At 36.5% G+C, this 18,600-nt stretch carries 14 protein-coding genes; 9 read left to right on the forward strand and 5 right to left on the reverse strand.

The annotated features are described in order from the left end of the window. Positions 1-470 precede the first annotated feature (470 nt). From ACY0M5_RS05410 to miaB, 3 genes are all read right to left on the reverse strand, one after another. Positions 471-3,719, reverse strand: coding sequence for a S41 family peptidase (locus tag ACY0M5_RS05410; protein WP_461631052.1), 3,249 nt, complete (start codon positions 3,717-3,719; stop codon positions 471-473). Positions 3,720-3,955: 236 nt separating this feature from the next. Continuing rightward, a complete protein-coding gene (locus ACY0M5_RS05415) occupies positions 3,956-4,474 on the reverse strand; it encodes a GNAT family N-acetyltransferase (RefSeq protein WP_124993926.1) in 519 nt (172 codons plus the stop codon). A 100-nt stretch (positions 4,475-4,574) separates the two neighbouring features. Next, a complete protein-coding gene (gene miaB / locus ACY0M5_RS05420; RefSeq protein ID WP_461631053.1) occupies positions 4,575-5,906 on the reverse strand; it encodes a tRNA (N6-isopentenyl adenosine(37)-C2)-methylthiotransferase MiaB in 1,332 nt (443 codons plus the stop codon). A gap of 429 nt (positions 5,907-6,335) precedes the next feature. On the opposite strand from miaB, the gene ACY0M5_RS05425 reads away from it, so the two are divergent. The 3 genes from ACY0M5_RS05425 (at position 6,336) to ACY0M5_RS05435 (ending at position 9,679) form a co-directional block, all read left to right on the forward strand. Beyond that, positions 6,336-7,169 carry a universal stress protein gene (locus ACY0M5_RS05425; RefSeq protein WP_124993924.1) on the forward strand — a complete coding sequence of 278 codons (834 nt, stop codon included), beginning with the start codon at positions 6,336-6,338 and terminating at the stop codon, positions 7,167-7,169. A gap of 73 nt (positions 7,170-7,242) precedes the next feature. Further along, positions 7,243-7,755 (forward strand): hypothetical protein, encoded by a 513-nt coding sequence (locus tag ACY0M5_RS05430; protein WP_156196957.1) that lies wholly within the window; start codon positions 7,243-7,245, stop codon positions 7,753-7,755. Between the two features lie 22 nt (positions 7,756-7,777). After that, complete coding sequence (locus ACY0M5_RS05435; RefSeq protein WP_461631054.1) at positions 7,778-9,679, forward strand: amidophosphoribosyltransferase; 1,902 nt, start codon at positions 7,778-7,780, stop codon at positions 9,677-9,679. 100 nt (positions 9,680-9,779) lie between these two features. Here the strand turns inward: ACY0M5_RS05435 and ACY0M5_RS05440 are convergent, their stop codons facing one another. Together ACY0M5_RS05440 and ACY0M5_RS05445 are read right to left on the reverse strand one after the other, a co-directional pair. Beyond that, positions 9,780-10,757 (reverse strand): GNAT family N-acetyltransferase, encoded by a 978-nt coding sequence (locus ACY0M5_RS05440; protein ID WP_124993921.1) that lies wholly within the window; start codon positions 10,755-10,757, stop codon positions 9,780-9,782. Positions 10,758-10,907: 150 nt separating this feature from the next. After that, positions 10,908-11,744, reverse strand: a complete 837-nt coding sequence (locus tag ACY0M5_RS05445; RefSeq protein ID WP_461631055.1) for a 1-acyl-sn-glycerol-3-phosphate acyltransferase — start codon at positions 11,742-11,744, stop codon at positions 10,908-10,910. A gap of 207 nt (positions 11,745-11,951) precedes the next feature. Here ACY0M5_RS05445 and ACY0M5_RS05450 point away from each other — a divergent pair, with 207 nt between their 5' ends. The 6 genes from ACY0M5_RS05450 to mraY are packed head-to-tail and all read left to right on the forward strand — an operon-like array spanning position 11,952 to position 18,600. Further along, a complete protein-coding gene (locus tag ACY0M5_RS05450; protein WP_461631056.1) occupies positions 11,952-12,413 on the forward strand; it encodes a division/cell wall cluster transcriptional repressor MraZ in 462 nt (153 codons plus the stop codon). Positions 12,414-12,470: 57 nt separating this feature from the next. Next, positions 12,471-13,376 (forward strand): 16S rRNA (cytosine(1402)-N(4))-methyltransferase RsmH, encoded by a 906-nt coding sequence (gene rsmH, locus ACY0M5_RS05455; RefSeq protein WP_124993918.1) that lies wholly within the window; start codon positions 12,471-12,473, stop codon positions 13,374-13,376. A 2-nt stretch (positions 13,377-13,378) separates the two neighbouring features. After that, entirely contained in the window at positions 13,379-13,759 is a 381-nt protein-coding gene (locus ACY0M5_RS05460; RefSeq protein WP_101309401.1) for an FtsL-like putative cell division protein, read from the forward strand. Further along, positions 13,759-15,876, forward strand: coding sequence for a penicillin-binding protein (locus ACY0M5_RS05465; protein ID WP_461631057.1), 2,118 nt, complete (start codon positions 13,759-13,761; stop codon positions 15,874-15,876). Before ACY0M5_RS05460 ends, ACY0M5_RS05465 begins: the two co-directional genes overlap by 1 nt. Positions 15,877-15,886: 10 nt before the next feature. Then, entirely contained in the window at positions 15,887-17,344 is a 1,458-nt protein-coding gene (locus ACY0M5_RS05470) for a UDP-N-acetylmuramoyl-L-alanyl-D-glutamate--2,6-diaminopimelate ligase (protein WP_461631058.1), read from the forward strand. A gap of 2 nt (positions 17,345-17,346) precedes the next feature. After that, complete coding sequence (mraY, locus tag ACY0M5_RS05475; protein WP_156196964.1) at positions 17,347-18,600, forward strand: phospho-N-acetylmuramoyl-pentapeptide-transferase; 1,254 nt, start codon at positions 17,347-17,349, stop codon at positions 18,598-18,600.

An 18,600-nucleotide genomic window follows, 5' to 3' on the forward strand; every position in this document is an offset into this window, starting at 1 on the left:
GTTTATTCTAAAATATACCAAGACTGTTTTTTAGGATGTTGTAAATAAAAAGCCGAAAATAACAACGGCCCCTATTCCGTGTTATTTTCGGCAAATTATGTCTGTTCAGGTTTTGAAAAAAGTAGGAGAACAGACCCCTATAATTCCGTTTGCCAATAGGTTAATAAAAGCGGTCAGGAATATCTCTTGAAATTTTATTTTACATTGTTAATTAACAAAAACCATACCAGTAAAATGAGATCGAAACTCAATTCATTTGAGGTGATCAAAGGAGGGATGAGTTCCGTCTCATTTACACTTAAGGTTCAGTTTATTCAGAATATGTAGTTCTTGTTGTTAATCGTATTTAATACATTTTAATCTGATTCCAGTTGTGAGCTGTTTGTTTCGTACACGAGATGTCTTTTGCCTGCAGAACACTTCTTCCATCAGGAAGAAGTGTTTGATTGCAGGTTCATTGATTTCACAGACTATTTTTCATCAATTTCTTTTAATAAAGACTCAACCGCTTTTTTAAGTTGCTGATCATCACCTTTGGTTACAACTTCGTAGTCATTTCTAACTTTAATATCCGGTTCTATTTGGTGATTTTCAATGTATTTTCCTTTGGTGTCTTTTACTCCAACCATTGGCATACCAAAATACAAAGTCGGATCCTGAAGAGTTTCCCACCATACAGCAGTCATAGTGCCGGGAACTGGCATTCCAACCAGTTTTCCGATTTTTAATGTTTTGTATACATATGGGAATGCACAGGCATCAGAATAATTACTCTCACTAATTAAAACAGCAGATGGTTTTTTCCACTTGGAAAGAGGTTCTGTTCCAAAATCCTGTCCTCTGGGTGAAAGGGTAGAGTATACTTCACCGCTAAGCAGAGTTGCTAAATCGTCGTGCAGCCATCCTCCGCCATTAAATCTGGTATCAACAACAATAGCTTCGTAAGTACCATATTTACCCAGAATTTCAGAATATACTTTTCGGTAGCTTTGCGAATCCATTCCTTTTACATGAACATATCCAATTCGTCCGTTCGACAGGCGCTCGCATTCTTCCTGACGCTTTTTTACCCAACGTTCGTACAATAAAGTATTAATGCCCGAAACAGGTTTTACAGTTTCTTCCCATCGTTCTTTTGTGTAAGGATTGTAAAGAGATAAGAGTACTTTTTTATCAGCTTTGTGATTTAGTAAAGGATAATAACTCTCGTTTTTAGGAATCACATTTCCATCAATTTTTTCGATGATAGTTCCTGCTTTAATCTTTGAATCGGCTTGGTTAAGGGGGCCTTTTTCCAGTACTTCGGCAATTCGTAAACCATCACCTTCGTAATTCCAATCGAAGAATGCACCTAATTTGGCTGTTTGATCAGGATTTTTTGATCTGGCCCGATAACCGGAACCGGTATGCGAAGCATTTAACTCACCCAATAATTCACTTAGCATTTCTGCAAAATCGTGATTGTTATTAATATAAGGTAAAAATCGCTTGTATTCACTTTTGTAAAAATCCCAGTCAACTTGATGCATTTCAGGATCATAAAACTTTCTTAACATGGTGCGCCAAACATGTTCAAAAAGATATTCTCTTTCTTTGGCTTTATCCAAATACATTTCGGCAGTGTAGCTGATGTCTTTTCGTTTGTTTGTCGCAACATCTACTTTAATGATGCTGTTGCCTGACATTAAAAACAGGTTTTTTGCTTCCTTGTCGAACTGCATAGCGCCACCGCCACCTTTTAAGTCAAGAACTTTTTTCGTTTCTTTCTCTTCCAAATCGTTTACCCAAAGATCGTATCCACCTTCGAATTTGCTTAGGTAAAATAATTTTTTCCCATCAGGAGTCAGAATTGCATCAGAAAGTTTGGAAGGATTGATTGTTAAACAAATCTGACGATCTTCCATTCCTGAAAATTCAATGTTTAAATCTTCAACTTTGTCTTTGTCTTTTTTGTCCTTCTTATCCTTTTTCTTGTCTTTGTCATCGCCATTATCTTCCTCTTTCTTAGCTTTTTCAGCTTCTTCTTTTAATTCTTTTTCTTCCTTTGAAAGTTTGAAATCATCAAATGCTTTCTGGTTAAAGAATTGAATGTAAACATCCGATTGCGAGCCCCAGCTTCCATGACTGCGATATCCACGTTTGTCGGTGAACCAGATCATTGCATTTCCTTTTAATGACCATTTGGCATCAGAATCACTGTAGCCGCTTTCAGTAAGGTTAATCACCTTCTGATTTCCCTGAGCATCCACCATTGCTGCGTCAGGCATAAAAATAGTATGAGGATAAATATTAACAAGAAACCATTTGCCGTCAGGCGACCAGTCGTAATGCTGATCTCCGTCGGAATAAGAGTAGTTCCATTTTTTGCCTAGTATCGTTCTAACTTTTTTCGATTCTAAGTTGATTACTTTTAGGATAACGCGATCTTCAAGAAAAGCAATTTCTTTGCCGTCAGGAGAATATTTTGGTTGAAAGGTTTCTGCATCAATTTCCAAAACTGCCTCTTCTTTTAAAATGGTAGAGTTGGCAAACTGAGTTTCATCTTCCCGGGTCATTTTGGTTTGGTACAAATTCCAGCTGCCGTTTCTTTCCGAAGCATATAGTAAAGCTTTTCCATCAGGACTAAAGCTTACCGAGCGTTCCTGTTCCGGAGTGTTGGTAATTCGTTTTGTAGTTCCATATTCAACAGAGGTCACGAAAACTTCTCCACGTACAATGAAAGCAACTTCTTTTCCGTTTGGAGAAACGCTCATTTCGGTAGCGCCACTGCTTAGTTTTTCAAAGCTCACTTCATTTTCTTTGCTGTCAATAGCGATGGCTACGTTTAGTTTTACAGGTTCTTTTCCCTCTTCCTGAGTGTAAATTTCACCATTCCAGGAATAACAAAGTTTGTTGCTGTTAGAAATGCTTAAGAAACGAACCGGGTGTTTCTCAAATGTACTGATTTGAGTCAGTTGGGTTTTATCTTTTACAGGAGCTTTCCAAACATTAAAACTGCCTGATTTTTCTGTTAGATAGTAGATCTCATCATTTGATGCATTAAATACAGGATACAAATCCTCACCTTCAAATGTTGAGAACATACTGTGTTTTTTATTTGCAACATCATACAACCAAATGTCTCTGGTAACTGCCGAGGTATGATGCTTTCTCCAATGATCTTCATATCCTTTACTGTCACGGTATAATATGTACTCCATATTTTTACTGTACTTTGCATCCAATGCCGGCGAAGTCAGTATCTGTGAAACTTTGCCGCCATTTACCGGTACACTGTACAATTCAGGAAGTACGCCTGACGGAAACATTGCATTTTTGAAATCATCACTAATTGTTGAAGAAAATAGTATGTTTTGTCCGTCTGGTGTAAAACTAGATGGTATTTCTCCTTTTGAATTAAATGTAATTCTGTTCGGAGTCCCTCCTTCAACAGGTATTGTAAAGATGTCAAAATTCCCGTATCGGTCAGAAGCAAATGCGATAGTTTTGCTGTCGGGAGACCAAACCGGTTGGTAGTCGTAGGACTGGTTGCTGGTAAGTGCTGTGGCATTACCACCTTCCGAAGAAATGGTAAATAAATCGCCGCCATATTCAAAAACAACAGTTTGACCATCCGGAGAGATTGACGGATACCTCAACCATTGAGGATTATCCATACCGAGAAGACTTTGTGCAAGAGCAATTAAAAATGTGGTGATGAAAAACAACTTTTTAATCATGTTTTGTCGAATTGTGTTAAAAATTAGGACATAGGTTTTCCATGAACAATAATATTAATTCGATGGTAGTATCATAATTTGTACCAAAGCTAATAAGCTGTTGATTGTGTGTGTGGTTGTGTTGAAAGTGTTGTACTGCAGATAATTATTATTGTTCGGATGTGAACAAAGTACTGTTCGTTTTCGGACTGCTTGTCTGCAGTTATAATAAATAATTACAGTGAAAATTGTGAGATTTACAGGTCGTTAAATTCCTTTGGGTATTCAACACATCCGGAAACGGTTTTTAGAGCATCTTTTTCCAATTCAAGTGCCATAAAAACTTCGTTTGGTACTTCAAAAGTACATGTGATATTGAATTTAGAAGCTGGAGTAAAACCAAATTCAGGGTAATATTTATCGTGCCCCAATACAATTACAGATTGGTGCCCCATTTTTTTTGCCTTTGCCAATCCATTCTCTACCAATTGTGCCCCAATACCTAATCCTTGCAATTCAGGTATTACCGACATAGGTGCCAAGGCTAAAGAATCAAATGTGTTATTCTCAGATTTAATTTCGATTGGAAAGAATAAAATATGACCAACAATTTCATTTCCCATACAAGCAACTAAGGAAAGATCTTTGATGAACTTTTTGTTTTTTCGAAGTTTTTCAACTAATAATCCTTCAGTTTCTCTACCAAATGCCATGTCGTTAATCATGGATATAGTCTTGTAATCATTCTTGTTTTCCGGTCGAATCTGAATTTTCATAGTAGTAAGGTTTTGATGCAGGCTGTCTGGTAAAAATACCAAAAAAATCCAACACAACTGAATAATTCAGCCTTGTTGGATTTTAATATGTGTTTTCAGATTAAACAGCGTCTCCTACAAGAGTTGCTTTGGTACATTCGTTAATAATTACATTTGCCAAATCACCAACACGGTAGTTCTTTTTTGGAAATACAACCACTTTATTTTGTGAAGTTCTTCCATATACATCCTGTTCAGATCTTTTGGAAATTCCTTCAATCAAAACTTCGAAAACTTTTCCAATATCACCTTGATTGTTTTCCAAAGATATTTGGTTTTGCAGAGCAATCATCTCTTCTAATCTTCTTTGTTTTACCTCTTCGGGAACATTGTCTTCTAAATTCTTGTAAGCAAATGTACCCGGACGTTCTGAATATTTAAACATGTAGGCTAAATCGAATTTCGCCCATTTCATTAATTCAATGGTTTGATTGAAATCTTCTTCGCTTTCATTATGGAATCCACAAAAAATATCGGAGGAAATCCCGCATCCTGGTATAATTTTTCGGATGGCTGCAATTCTGTCTTTATACCATTCCTGAGTATATTTTCTGCGCATGTCTTTCAAAACGGAATCACTTCCTGATTGCACCGGCAAGTGAATAAACTTACAGATATTATCATGCTTGGCAATGGCTCTTAATGTGTCATCACTCATGTCTTTAGGGTGTGATGTTGCGAACCTGATTCTCATTTCAGGAACGGAAACAGCAACCATCTCTAAAAGCTCAGGAAAGCTGACTTCGGAAACAGAATTCTTAAAAGCAAATGAATTTACATTTTGGCCTAAGAGAGTAACTTCTTTGTATCCTTTTTCAGCCAAATCTTTAACTTCTTTTAATATACTCTCCGGGTTTCGGCTGCGTTCACGTCCTCTTGTGTAGGGAACAATGCAGTAGGTGCAGAAATTATTGCAGCCTCTCATGATAGAAACAAAACCAGATATGGAGGTTTCATCAATTCTCGACGGACAAATATCTTTGTATGTTTCGGTAAGGGAGAGTTCTATGTTGATTGCTTTTTCTCCATTTTCTGCTTTTTTCACCAGAAGAGGAAGATCCATATAGGCATCAGGCCCTACAACAATATTTACATTTTTTTCCTGATCAAATAGTTTTTCTCCGAGTCGTTCAGCCATGCAGCCAATAACTCCAACCAATAGTTTTGGGTTCTTTTTCTTTAATTCGCTAAAGCCTTGAACTCTTCCACGAACTCTGGTTTCTGCATTTTCACGAACCGAGCAGGTATTTACTAAAATTACATCAGCTTCTTCGCGGTTTTTTGTAATGATAAAACCATCATGTTCCATTATCGAAGCTACAACTTCACTATCAGCAACATTCATTTGGCAACCGTAAGTCTCCAAAAATAATTTTTTGTTGTTATTGCTCATTTTTGTATTTCCCTTATAATAAATTTTGTGCAAAGTTATATTATCTCAACTGAATGACAAGAAAAGGAGAGGTGATTTAGAATGGGTAAAAAATAATGGATTGCGTTTCAGAATTCGGGATGTAAGCTTATGATTATTAATTGGATGGTTTTTAGTTGATTAATTTGTACTTTTAGTAGGAGATCGAAATGATTTTCATCAATATTTAAGCAATGGATATTTAAGTTTATATTGGCTTGGTAATTGTGTTTGTTGCTAAATATTTTTGTGTATTTTTATCCCGCAAATAAGGGGTTCAGGAAGAACTTGATTTAGAGTGGGTTTGTGAGAAATTAATCTCTTTTTAAACCCGTTTGGATGGTATGTCGTTCAAATTTAGGAATAGTTCTTGTGTTACGGTTATAAAGTGTTAATGTAAAAGTAGACATCATGAAACGTATTTTAGTTCCAGTTGATTTTTCTGGTGATTCTCTCAAGGCATTGAGGTTTGGCATTTATTTGGCAAATAAATTGGATTGTCATCTTAGGATGATTCATGTGCAGAAATCTGAGAAATTCGAAATCCCTTTTCACTTTGAGGAATTGAAAAATGAAATCATTCATACCGTACAAGAATATTTCGAGAAATTGACTGAGCTTCATTCTGCTGACTATTGTGTTAGGAATGGAGTTTTTGATTTTAAAATAAGAACAGGAAGTGTTTACCGCGAAATTGTAAATCAAGCAAAATACGGCGATGCATATATGATTCTTATGGGAGCTTACGGAGCTTCCGGTTTCGAAGAATTTTTTATTGGAAGTAATGCTGTTAAAGTCGTTACGAATGCCACTTGTCCTGTTATAACGGTACAAAAAGAATTCACTAAGGGGCAGGTAAAAACAATTGTAATGCCTATTGATGCAAGCACTGATACAAGAAAGAAAATTCCATTTGTGTCTGAAATTGCTTCCCGATGTAATGCGAAAGTTCATATTTTGGGTGTTCATGAAACTTCCGACACCAATGTGATCGGGAAGATTGAACATTATATGAGACAGGCTGAAGACTACTTAAAGGATGGGAATATTGACTATGTGAAGAGCATTCGTAAAGGAGACAATAATACTTTCTCTTCTCTGGATTATGCTCGTGAAGTAGATGCAGATTTAATTGCAATTATGACAGAACAAGCTGAAAGCTCGATTAATATGTTTTTTGGATCTTACGCTCAACAAATGATAAATCGTTCTGAAATTCCAATATTATCTGTTCCTAACAATTAATTAATGAATCCGGCAGCTGGTTTAACAGGTGATTCATCTTCTGTTTTTATTAGGTGTTTATAAACAACAAAAAATGCAGTACATTAAAATATTATTCTTATCTGTCTTTATTCTGTTAGGTGTCTCATCAAATGCACAATTTGTTGAAGACGTGAAATCTAGTGGTGAACAAAGAGTAGACTCGCTGGGGAGTGTTAGGCTCATTCAGGATGATCGAATTAAAGAGCTGCTCGATACAGATAAAATGATTAGCTCAAAGGATCCTGGATTTTCAGGATATAGAATTCAGATTTTTTCAGGTAGAAGTACCGATCGGGAAAAAGCATTTAAGATTAAGGAAGAATTTAAAGAGCTGTTTCCTGAAGAAAGGGCTTATGTAGTATATAAGGCTCCTGATTTTAGGGTTAGTGTTGGTAATTTTCGAAGTAAAATAGAATCAATCGAGCTTTACAAAGCTTGTTTAAAGTTCTTTCCGAATTGTTATCCGGTTAAGACTTATATTTTATTTTCAGATTTGACACCAAACGAGCAAGATCTTGAAGAGCTTATTCTTGATGAAGAGGATAAACAACAAAATGCAAACTAAATAACCATTTAAGAAGTTAATAATGAGTGACCAACTAAAGCACGAGTGTGGGATAGCAATGATTCGATTGCTAAAACCTCTTGAGTACTATCAGGAAAAATACGGATCGTGGAGATATGGTATTCAAAAACTCTATCTGTTGATGGAAAAACAACACAACAGAGGCCAGGAAGGTGCTGGAGCTGTTGGGTTGAAATTGGACATGCCTCCAGGGAACAAATACATTCATCGTGAGCGTTCATGCAGTGATCAGCCAATAAAAGATGTTTTTGACGGTGTCTATAAAGAACTGGCGGTCGCAGAGGCAAAATATCCGGATAAATTTAATGACCCTGTTTGGGCCAAAGCAAATTTACCCTTCGCAGGTGAAGTGTATTTGGGACATTTACGATACGGGACTTTTGGACGAAACAGTATTGATTTCGTTCATCCGGTAATGAGAGAAAATAACTGGAAGTCGAGAAATCTGGTGTTGGCCGGAAACTTTAATCTGACTAATGTTGATGAGCTATTTGATTTGTTGGTTGGATTGGGACAACATCCTAAAAATTATACTGATACAGTAACAATTCTTGAAAAAGTAGGGCATTATTTAGACGAAGAAAATCAAATGCTATTCCGTCAGTATAAAAATGATGGTTTATCGAATCAGGAGATATCCCCTCAAATAGAAAAGAATATAGATATACAAAAGGTGCTTTCGGGAGCCAGCAGAGATTGGGATGGAGGATATGCAATTGCAGGTATGTTTGGCCATGGCGATTCTTTTGTGATGAGAGATCCTTGGGGTATTCGTCCGGCATTTTATTATCATGATGATGAGATTGTTGTAGTTGCTTCGGAAAGACCGGTTATTCAAACAGCTTTAAATGTTAGAGCAAATTCGATTAAAGAAATTGCTCCGGGAAATGCAGTTATTGTTCGTAAGAATGGTGATGTTGCCGAGGTTCCTGTGCGTGTTGCTCAAAAAAGAAGATCTTGTTCTTTCGAAAGAATCTATTTTTCCCGGGGGAGCGATAGGGATATTTATAAGGAAAGGAAGAGACTGGGGCAATTGTTGACTCCGGCTATCTTGGATTCTGTTGATCATGACATTAAAAATACTGTTTTTTCATTTATTCCAAATACTGCTGAAACAGCATTTTATGGCATGATGGAAGGTGTTCGACATCACTTAATGGAGCAAAAAAAACAGCAGATTCATGATTTGAACGGAAGTTGGACAGAGGAAAAACTTCAGGAGATTATCTCTGTTGAGCCCAGAGTAGAAAAAATAGCTATTAAGGATGCGAAAATGAGAACCTTCATTTCCAATGATGAAGGGCGTGACGATTTGGTAGGTCATGTTTATGATGTTACTTACGGGATTGTTAAGAATCAAGAGGATAACCTGGTTGTTATTGATGACTCTATTGTTAGAGGGACAACTTTAAAGCAAAGTATTCTTAGGATCTTAGATCGTCTTCATCCAAAAAAGATTGTAATTGTTTCTTCAGCTCCTCAGATTCGTTATCCTGATTGTTATGGAATAGATATGACCCGAATGGGTGAATTTATTGCTTTTAATGCTGCAATTGCAATGCTGAAAGAGCGTGGTTTGGAGGCTGTAATTGATGAAACATATAAGAAGTGTAAAGCTCAGGAAAATTTGCCTAAAGAAGAGGTAGTTAACTTTGTAAAAGAAATTTACAAGCCTTTTACTGCGGAAGAAATATCGGATAAAATTGCGGTGTTACTAACTCCGGAAGTGATGGATGCTGAGGTGAGGATTGTTTATCAGACAGTTGAAAATCTTCATGTAGCTTGTCCTGAGCATACTGGTGATTGGTATTTCACAGGAAATTATCCAACTCCAGGAGGAAATAAAGTGGTGAATACTTCTTTTATTAACTATTGTGAAGGAAATGACAGACGGGCTTACTAAAATAAGTTCGATATAAAATGGAAACCCGTCTTGCAAAAGGCGGGTTTTTTGTTTGAATGTGTTACAAAAAAAAGCATTCTTTTCAGAATGCTTTTTGAGATTATTTCTTTTTAAAAATATTCAGTTTTGTTTTTGGAAGCTTGATGTGCAGTAAAGAAAGGTAAGATGCCGTGTGCCGGTCTTTTTTGTTCTCGTAAACATCGGCAATTGTAATCATGATACCTGTTTCTTCAACATCTCCAAAATGTGTGTTGATGGCTGTGCCAAAGCACTTCATTGTAGGGGATAATCCCATGTAAGCATTAATGAGTGGGGGAACATTTTCTCCATTCTTACGAACATTTTGTGATAGAACTTTGTAGTTCTCCTCAAAAGTATCTTTGCAAAAATCTTTTGCTAACAGCTCTGTGTCCATATTGGTTACAAGAGGAGTTGTAGGAGTGGCAAGTTTGTCCGGATCGTTGAACATTTTATTCATGAAATACAGGATGTGATTTCGGGCATCTCTGTTGTAATCAGGATACATTGTTACTTTGCCAAAGAAATATTTAATTTCAGGGTAATCAATAATTAATGCACCTAAGCCATCCCATAAATTATCAAGTGCATATAAACTTTTACGGCCTTTTCTGATCGATTGATATTCCGGTTGTACAAACGACCGCCCCAATTCGATCATGTGAGGCATATAGTTCTTTTTAAATTCATCTGAGAAATTAAACAATCTGGAAGTTGCAAGATAGATTTCTCCATTTTCATCTTTAGGAGCCTCGCTGCACAAAATATAACGGTAGCCGCCAAGAATTTCTTTTGCTTTAGGATCCCAAACAATTAATTGATGATATGGTTTTTCATCCAGATCAAAGTCATCAATATCAATATCTTTACCTGTACCTCCTCCGGCTTTACGGAAAGTGATTTCACGTAAACGTCCAACTTCTCTCATCAGATTAGGAGAATCATGATGTGTGAAGCAATAGATTTCATTCGATCCCTTGTTGGTCTTGCGTACAAATCTTTCTTCAGTCAGTTCTTTCTCAAGCTCCTCTCGTGGTACAGGGGGAATAATTTCTTTCATCAGTCGTTGTATTGATTCCTTTGTAAGGATAATTATTATTTTGGTTTTTTTTGCTAAAAATGATTTTCAAAAATACTTACATTATCGATAATAATGAATAGTACCGTGGCTAATATTTGATCAAACGAATAGAACCTTAGGGATAAGGATTTATTGATTTGCTAAATTATATGTTTTCTCTTTCATTTTTTCAGCCCACTTGTCATACGACATACTTTTGTCAAAGGTTTGGTATGAGACAGGCTTACCTACGCAAATAGTGAATTTTTTTCCTCTTTGCTTAAAAAGCTCGTTTGGCAAATATAACATTTCCAAATTAGATTTTAACCTTAGGAATTTCCTAAGATTGGCAAGGTTATAAAAGAAATTAGAGTTTCTTCCGTTAATATGAATAGGTACTATATCGCGTTTGTATTTTTTTGCCTTCGAAATAAAACTTTTTTTCCATTCTAAATCTTCAATTTTCCCTTTTTGTTTTCGGGAAACTAAACCTGCCGGAAAGGTGAGTATTGTTGCTTCCGATTGGTAGGCTTCTACTATTGTTCTTGCAGCTTCTTTTGCTTGCCCTCCATGTTTGTTTATCGGCACAAAAACGTCTGATAAGTTTTTGATATTCATTAGGATATCATTAACCAAAAATTTAATTTTCGGAAAATGCTTGCCAAAAATGCTGATTAAAATAATCCCGTCGGGACCACCTAATGGATGATTGGAAGCGAAAATATATCTGCCTTCTTTATTGATGTTTTCAAGACCTTTAATCTCAAAAGTAATTTGAAGTTCTTCTAAAACACTATCTGCAAATTCAATACCTTCTTTTTGATAGTTTCTTGATAAGAAATCATTAAGCTCATTCTGATGGATGATTCTTTTAAGGTATCGAATTATAAACTTAGGGAGTAGTTTCGAAATTCTTTCACTTTTACTTGCAAAAACCTTCTCTATATCAATTTTTAAATAGCTCTCGGGAGTGTTTTCTTTTTGCATAAAAATCTTAAATATTTTAATATAGTTAGCAAATATCGCAATTTTCTTGCTTTGTTTTTCAAAGATTTATAACAATCTCAATATAATTGAGTGATAATTAGTTGGGCTGCTTGTTAAAAGTTATTAACAAAACTATAAAAGTGGGAGTATGTGGTTGAAAGTGGGTAAATTTTTCTCTAATTTTACAATTGTAAATTATTTTTCCCAATGGTAACATTTATAGGTGATTATCCTTGTAGATTGGACTCAAAAGGCCGTGTTTTGTTGCCTTCTGCTTTTCGGAAGCTCCTTAATGGAGGTTCTGAAAGTCGTTGTGTTCTAAGAAAAAATCTTTACGAGAAATGTTTAGACCTCTACTCTATTTCGGAATGGGAGAAGCAAACCGAGATGGTACGGGCGAAGGTGAATCCTTTTAATAAGAAGCATGCAGGGTTCTTGCGGGAGTTTTTTAGAGGCACTGCAGAGGTCTTAGTTGATGGGAATGGACGGATTTTAATTCCTAAGAAATTTTTTGATTTTGCCGGATTTTCAAAAGATGTTACCCTGGCCGGACAAGATGGGAAAATCGAAATATGGGATACTGAAACTTACGAAAAATCAGCTCTTGGGCAGGATGGATTCAGTACTTTGGCTGATGAAATTTTAGGAGGAGATTTAAATAACGGGTAATCGTTGAGTATGAGCATTTAGAGTTGTTCCTTTGTGTTTCAATTAAAAGATAAAAATATGAGTACATATCATATTCCAGTTTTACTAGGAGAGAGTATTGAAGGGTTGGATATAAAGCCAGATGGAATCTATGTAGATCTTACTTTTGGTGGAGGAGGCCATTCAAGAGAGATTTTAAAGCATCTTACTACAGGCAAATTGATTGGCTTTGATCAGGATGTGGATGCAGAAGAAAATGTACCAAAAGATGATCGGTTCATATTTGTCCGTCATAATTTCAGGTACTTTAAGAATTTCATGAAATATTTAGGTTACCCTAAAGTGGATGGAATTTTAGCCGATTTGGGTGTTTCTTCTCATGAATTTGATGTAGCCGAACGAGGTTTTTCTTTTCGTTTTGACGGCGATCTTGATATGAGAATGAATCAGGATTCAAATTTTACTGCTGCTGATTTATTGAATGAGTATAGTGTTGAGGATTTGTTTCGAATCTTCAAATTTTACGGAGAGGTTAAAAATCCAGGAAAGCTCGTGCGGGTAATTGATAATCAAAGAAAAGAAACGCCGTTTACTACTATTCAGCATTTTAAGGAGGTGATTGCTCCTTGTACGCCTAAGTTTAAAGAGCATAAATATTTAGCTCAGGTATTCCAGGCTATTAGGATAGAGGTGAATCAGGAGATGGATGTTTTGAAGGAAATGTTATTGCAGTCTGCAGAAATGTTAAAGCCGGATGGAAGATTGGTTGTGATCACTTACCACTCTTTGGAGGATAGATTGGTGAAGAATTTTATTCGGGATGGAAAATTTGAAGGCAATGCAGAAAAAGATTTCTTTGGGAATGTGCAAACGCCGTTAACCGCGATTAACCGAAAGGTAATTCTTCCGGGTGAAAAAGAGATTGAGCTAAATGGAAGAGCGCGAAGTGCGAAACTTCGGATTGCTCAACCTAAATCATTATAAGGATGTTTAAATTTCGAAAAAAATACAACGATTTCATTAAGCCTAGTGAGGAACTGAAAGAGACATCTTCAGGTTCGGTCAAGGATTTTATTGATGGAAGTATTTTAACGAAAACGGAAGTGGTGCAACAGTTGCCTTTTATCATTTTCTTAGTTGTTTTAGGAATTTTTTATATCAGCAACAGGTATCGTTCCGAAAGAGTTTATCGTGATATGGTCGGTTTGGAGCAAGAGTTAAAGGAGCTAAGGTTTGAGTCGATAACAACAGCCTCCGATCTGATGTATATGAGCAAGCAATCAGAAGTTGTAAAAAGAGTGGAAAATGAAGGTCTTGATTTGATTGAAGCAACCGAGCCTCCTATTAAAATATATTTAGAGAAGTAGTGCCGATAAAAAAGGATATCATATGGCGGGTAGGGGCGATCTACACTTTGGTGATTATTTTTGCAATACTCATTGTTGGTAGGGTGGTAGCCTTGCAATTGTTCGAAGGAGATAAGTGGCGAAGTAAAGCTCAGTCTCTTTCGCAGCGAGATGTGATCGTGTCGGCCAATCGGGGAGATATTTGTGCCGCTGACGGCCGGCTTTTAGCAAGCTCATTGCCTTACTATCAGTTGCGAATGGATTTTCGTGCTTCCGGATTGACAGATTCTCTTTTTCGTGCCGATGTTGATTCTTTGGCACTTTGCTTATCTCGGTTTTTTCAGGATAAATCTGCAAAGGATTATAGAAATATGCTTTGGAAAGCGAAATATCGAACCAAGTCGAACCGGTATTTTTTAATTCACCGAAAGAAAATTAATTACATCGGACTTAAAAAGATCAAGACCTTTCCTATTTTTCGTTTGGGGCAGAATAAAGGTGGATTAATTTGTGAACAGGAAAACAGACGCATACAGCCTCACTTAAATCTGGCCAACAGAACAATAGGATATTTGTTGGAAGGTGAACAAAATCAGCAAATTGGTAAGGTGGGTATCGAAGGGGCTTTTGAAAGTGATTTAAAAGGAGTTGATGGAATAAGTATCATTCAAAAAATGTCAGGCAGATGGTTGCCTGTAAATATGGTCGAGCCTAAAGATGGGAACGATTTGATCACTACCATTGATGTGAATTATCAGGATGTTGCTGAATCGGCTTTAGAGCAACAGCTTATAAAATACAATGCAGATCATGGATCTGTGGTTTTAATGGAGGTGAAAACGGGAGCAGTTAAAGCAATAGCCAATTTAGGTTTCGATGAAAAATCACAATCATATAGGGAAGATTATAATTATGCTATTGGTGAGGCAACAGAACCTGGTTCAACATTCAAGTTGGCTTCAATAATGGCTTTGTTTGAGGATGGATATGTTGGCCCTATGGACTCTGTGGATACGGGGAATGGCGTATTTAGCTATTACAAAGAAAAAATGCGCGATTCTCATGTAGGCGGATATGGAAAAATAACGGTTCAGGAGGCTTTTGAAAAATCATCGAATGTGGGGATTTCGAAATTGGTAAACGATCACTATAAAAACAAACCTAGATCGTTTATTAATCGTCTTTACGAGTTTCGGTTGAATGAACCATTGGGGCTTGCTATTAAAGGAGAAGGAATTCCAAGTATCAAATATCCTGATGATCCATCATGGTCGGGAGTTTCTTTGCCTTGGATGTCGATTGGGTATGCGGTTCAGCAAACACCCTTGCAGACTCTTACATTTTATAATGCAATAGCTAATAATGGTAAGATGATGAAGCCTAGATTTGTAAAGGAATTGAGGTATCATGGCGATGTAATTCAAACTTTTGATAAAGAAGTCTTGAAATCTAAAATTTGTTCCGGAGAAACACTTAAAAATGTGAAAAACATGTTGGAAGGTGTTGTTTTAAGAGGAACGGCCAGAAATCTGCGGAATGCGAACTATACCATTGCCGGAAAGACTGGAACGGCACAAATAGCTGATAAAAATAAAGGTTATAAAGTTAAAGTGTACCAAGCTTCATTTGTTGGGTATTTTCCTGCTGATGATCCTATGTATTCGTGTATTGTTGTAATTAACCGACCAAATAAAACCAAAGGATTCTATGGAAATCAGGTTGCCGGTCCGGTTTTTAAAACAATTGCAGATAAAGTGTATGCGATGAGCTATTCAATGCATCCAATAAAACCGGATGTTGCAAGTTTGGAACCAAAGGTACCGGTTTCATTGAATGGATATAAAAATGATCTGGACAAAGTGTTTGATGAATTAAATATTGAAATAGCGAATAAAGATATTCAGTCGGAATGGGTAATAACTTCGCGGAAAGACTCAATTATTGAATACAAATACAGAACAATTAAGAAATTTATGGTTCCGAATGTAAAAGGGATGGGCGTTCAGGATGCACTTTATATATTGGAAAATGCAGGACTGAAGGTTCGGGTAAAAGGCTTGGGATCTGTGTCCGGACAATCTATACAGCCAGGAGCTTATTTTAATAAAGGAGATCATATTACAATCGATTTATCTTAAAATGTGACAGATGGGAATAAATATAAATGAACTGTTTGGTTCGGTAAATATACAGAGCATAAAGGGGAACAGGGATGTTGAAGTGAATGAGATTCATTTTGATTCCCGAAAGGTGAAACACGGTGATTTATTCGTTGCGTGCAGAGGAACCATGTCTGATGGTCATGATTTTATAAATACGGCAGTTGAAAGGGGAGCAACGGTGATTGTATGCGAAGAGTTACCTGACAGCAGTACTTCTGAAACAACCTTTATTGTGGTTGAAGACTCTTCGGCCACGCTTTCGCAGATTGCACATAATTTTTACAACAAACCAACCGAAAATATACAACTGGTTGGTGTAACCGGAACAAACGGAAAGACCACAATTGCTACTTTGTTGTATGATTTGTTTAAAAAACTAGGTTACAAAGTTGGCTTGTTGTCGACAGTTTGCAATTATGTGGATGAAAAAGAAATTAAGGCAACTCACACTACTCCCGACGCATTGCAGTTAAATGCCTTGTTGGCAGAAATGGTTGAGGCCGGATGTGAGTATTGTTTTATGGAAGTTAGCTCGCATGCCATCGATCAAAAACGGGTTGGAGCATTGAATTATAAGGGCGGAATTTTTACAAATATCACACACGATCATCTCGATTATCACAAAACATTCGATGCTTATTTAAAGGTGAAAAAAGCTTTTTTTGATCAGCTGGGGAAGAAATCATTTGCTATTACAAATGCCGATGATAAAAATGGAAAGCTGATGCTCCAAAATATGAAAGGGCATAAATTTACCTATTCAACTCGTTCTTTTGCTGATTATCGCTGTCAGATTTTAGAAAAGCACTTTACAGGAATGCTTTTGGAAATGGATGGCACAGAGATATGGACTAACTTTATTGGTGATTTTAATGCTCACAATTTATTGGCCGTTTATGGTACGGCTCGTCTGCTGAATCAAGACAAAGATGAGGTGTTACGGGGAATAAGTGAATTGAAATCTGTTGATGGAAGGTTCGAAAGTATCATTTCTACAGATGGCATTATGGCTATTGTAGATTATGCTCATACTCCGGATGCCTTGAAAAATGTCTTGGAAACAATCGAAGCTTTACGAACAGGAAACGAGCAGGTAATAACAGTTGTTGGTGCCGGTGGCGATAGAGATAAAACCAAAAGACCATTAATGGCAAAAATTAGTGCCGAATTAAGCGATAAAGTAATTCTGACATCGGATAATCCAAGATCGGAAGATCCTGATCAGATTATTAAAGATATGAAGGAAGGAGTGACTGCAAACAATACTCGAAAAGTATTAGCGATTACTGATAGAAAAGAAGCTATACGAACAGCCTGTATGTTGGCGCAAAAGGATGATATTATTTTGGTTGCAGGGAAAGGTCACGAAGATTATCAGGAAATAAAAGGAATTAAGTATCATTTTGATGATAAGGAAATAATCAAGGAAATTTTTAAGCTGTAGTTATGTTATACTATTTATTTAGGTATTTAAATCAATTGGATTTTCCGGGAGCCGGGATGTTTGAATATATCTCATTTCGGTCGGCATTAGCCATTATGACTTCGTTGTTTATTGCGACTGTATTTGGGAAAAAGATCATTCTCTTATTGCAAAAGCAGCAAATTGGCGAGATTGTTAGGGATTTGGGCTTAGCCGGTCAAATGGAAAAAAAAGGAACACCAACCATGGGGGGAATCATTATCATTATCTCCATTTTAATTCCGGTCTTACTATTTGCCAAACTCGATAATGTCTACATTATACTAATGATTATTACAACTATCTGGTTAGGATTAATTGGTTTTATCGATGATTATATAAAAGTCTTTAAAAAGGACAAAGCCGGTTTAAGCGGCAAGCTTAAGGTAGCTGGCCAAATAGGTTTAGGTTTAATTGTTGGGTTAACCCTTTATATAAATGATGATGTAGTTGTACGTGAAAAAACGAGTATGTCTGAAATAGGAATTCAAACCGAATTGGTTGACGAAGGATTTACATCTCAGGCTCCCGGAACAACTCGTTTAACAACTGATGAAAAATCTACAAAAACAACGATACCTTTTTTTAAGAATAATGAATTTGATTATGAATCGTTAGTTGCTTTTGGTGGAGAATATGCACCTATGTTGGCTTGGCTGGTTTTTATAATTATTACCATATTTATTGTTACAGCCGTTTCAAACGGTGCAAATATTACCGATGGTTTAGATGGTCTGGCGACAGGTTCGTCAGCAATTATTGGTGCCACTTTAGGAATATTGGCCTATGTATCCGGTCACGTGGTGTATGCTGATTATTTGAATATCATGTACATTCCAAATTCAGGCGAACTGGTAATTTTTATTGCTGCTTTTATTGGAGCAACCATTGGCTTTATGTGGTACAACTCTTACCCGGCACAAGTTTTTATGGGTGATACAGGCAGTTTGTCTTTGGGAGGAATTATAGCTGTTTTTGCCATTGTTATTCACAAAGAATTGTTGATTCCTGTTTTATGCGGAATTTTTCTTGTTGAGAATATTTCGGTGATGATGCAGGTTTCCTGGTTTAAATACACCAGAAAAAAATATGGTGAAGGGCGAAGAATCTTTAAAATGGCACCTCTTCATCATCATTATCAGATGAAAGGATATCCAGAACCAAAAATTGTTACCCGATTTTGGATCATTGGAATTTTTCTGGCAATTATAACAATAGTAACTCTAAAAATCAGATAA

Source organism: Labilibaculum euxinicum, assembly GCF_963678175.1.
GTDB classification, from domain to species: Bacteria; Bacteroidota; Bacteroidia; order Bacteroidales; family Marinifilaceae; genus Labilibaculum; species Labilibaculum euxinus.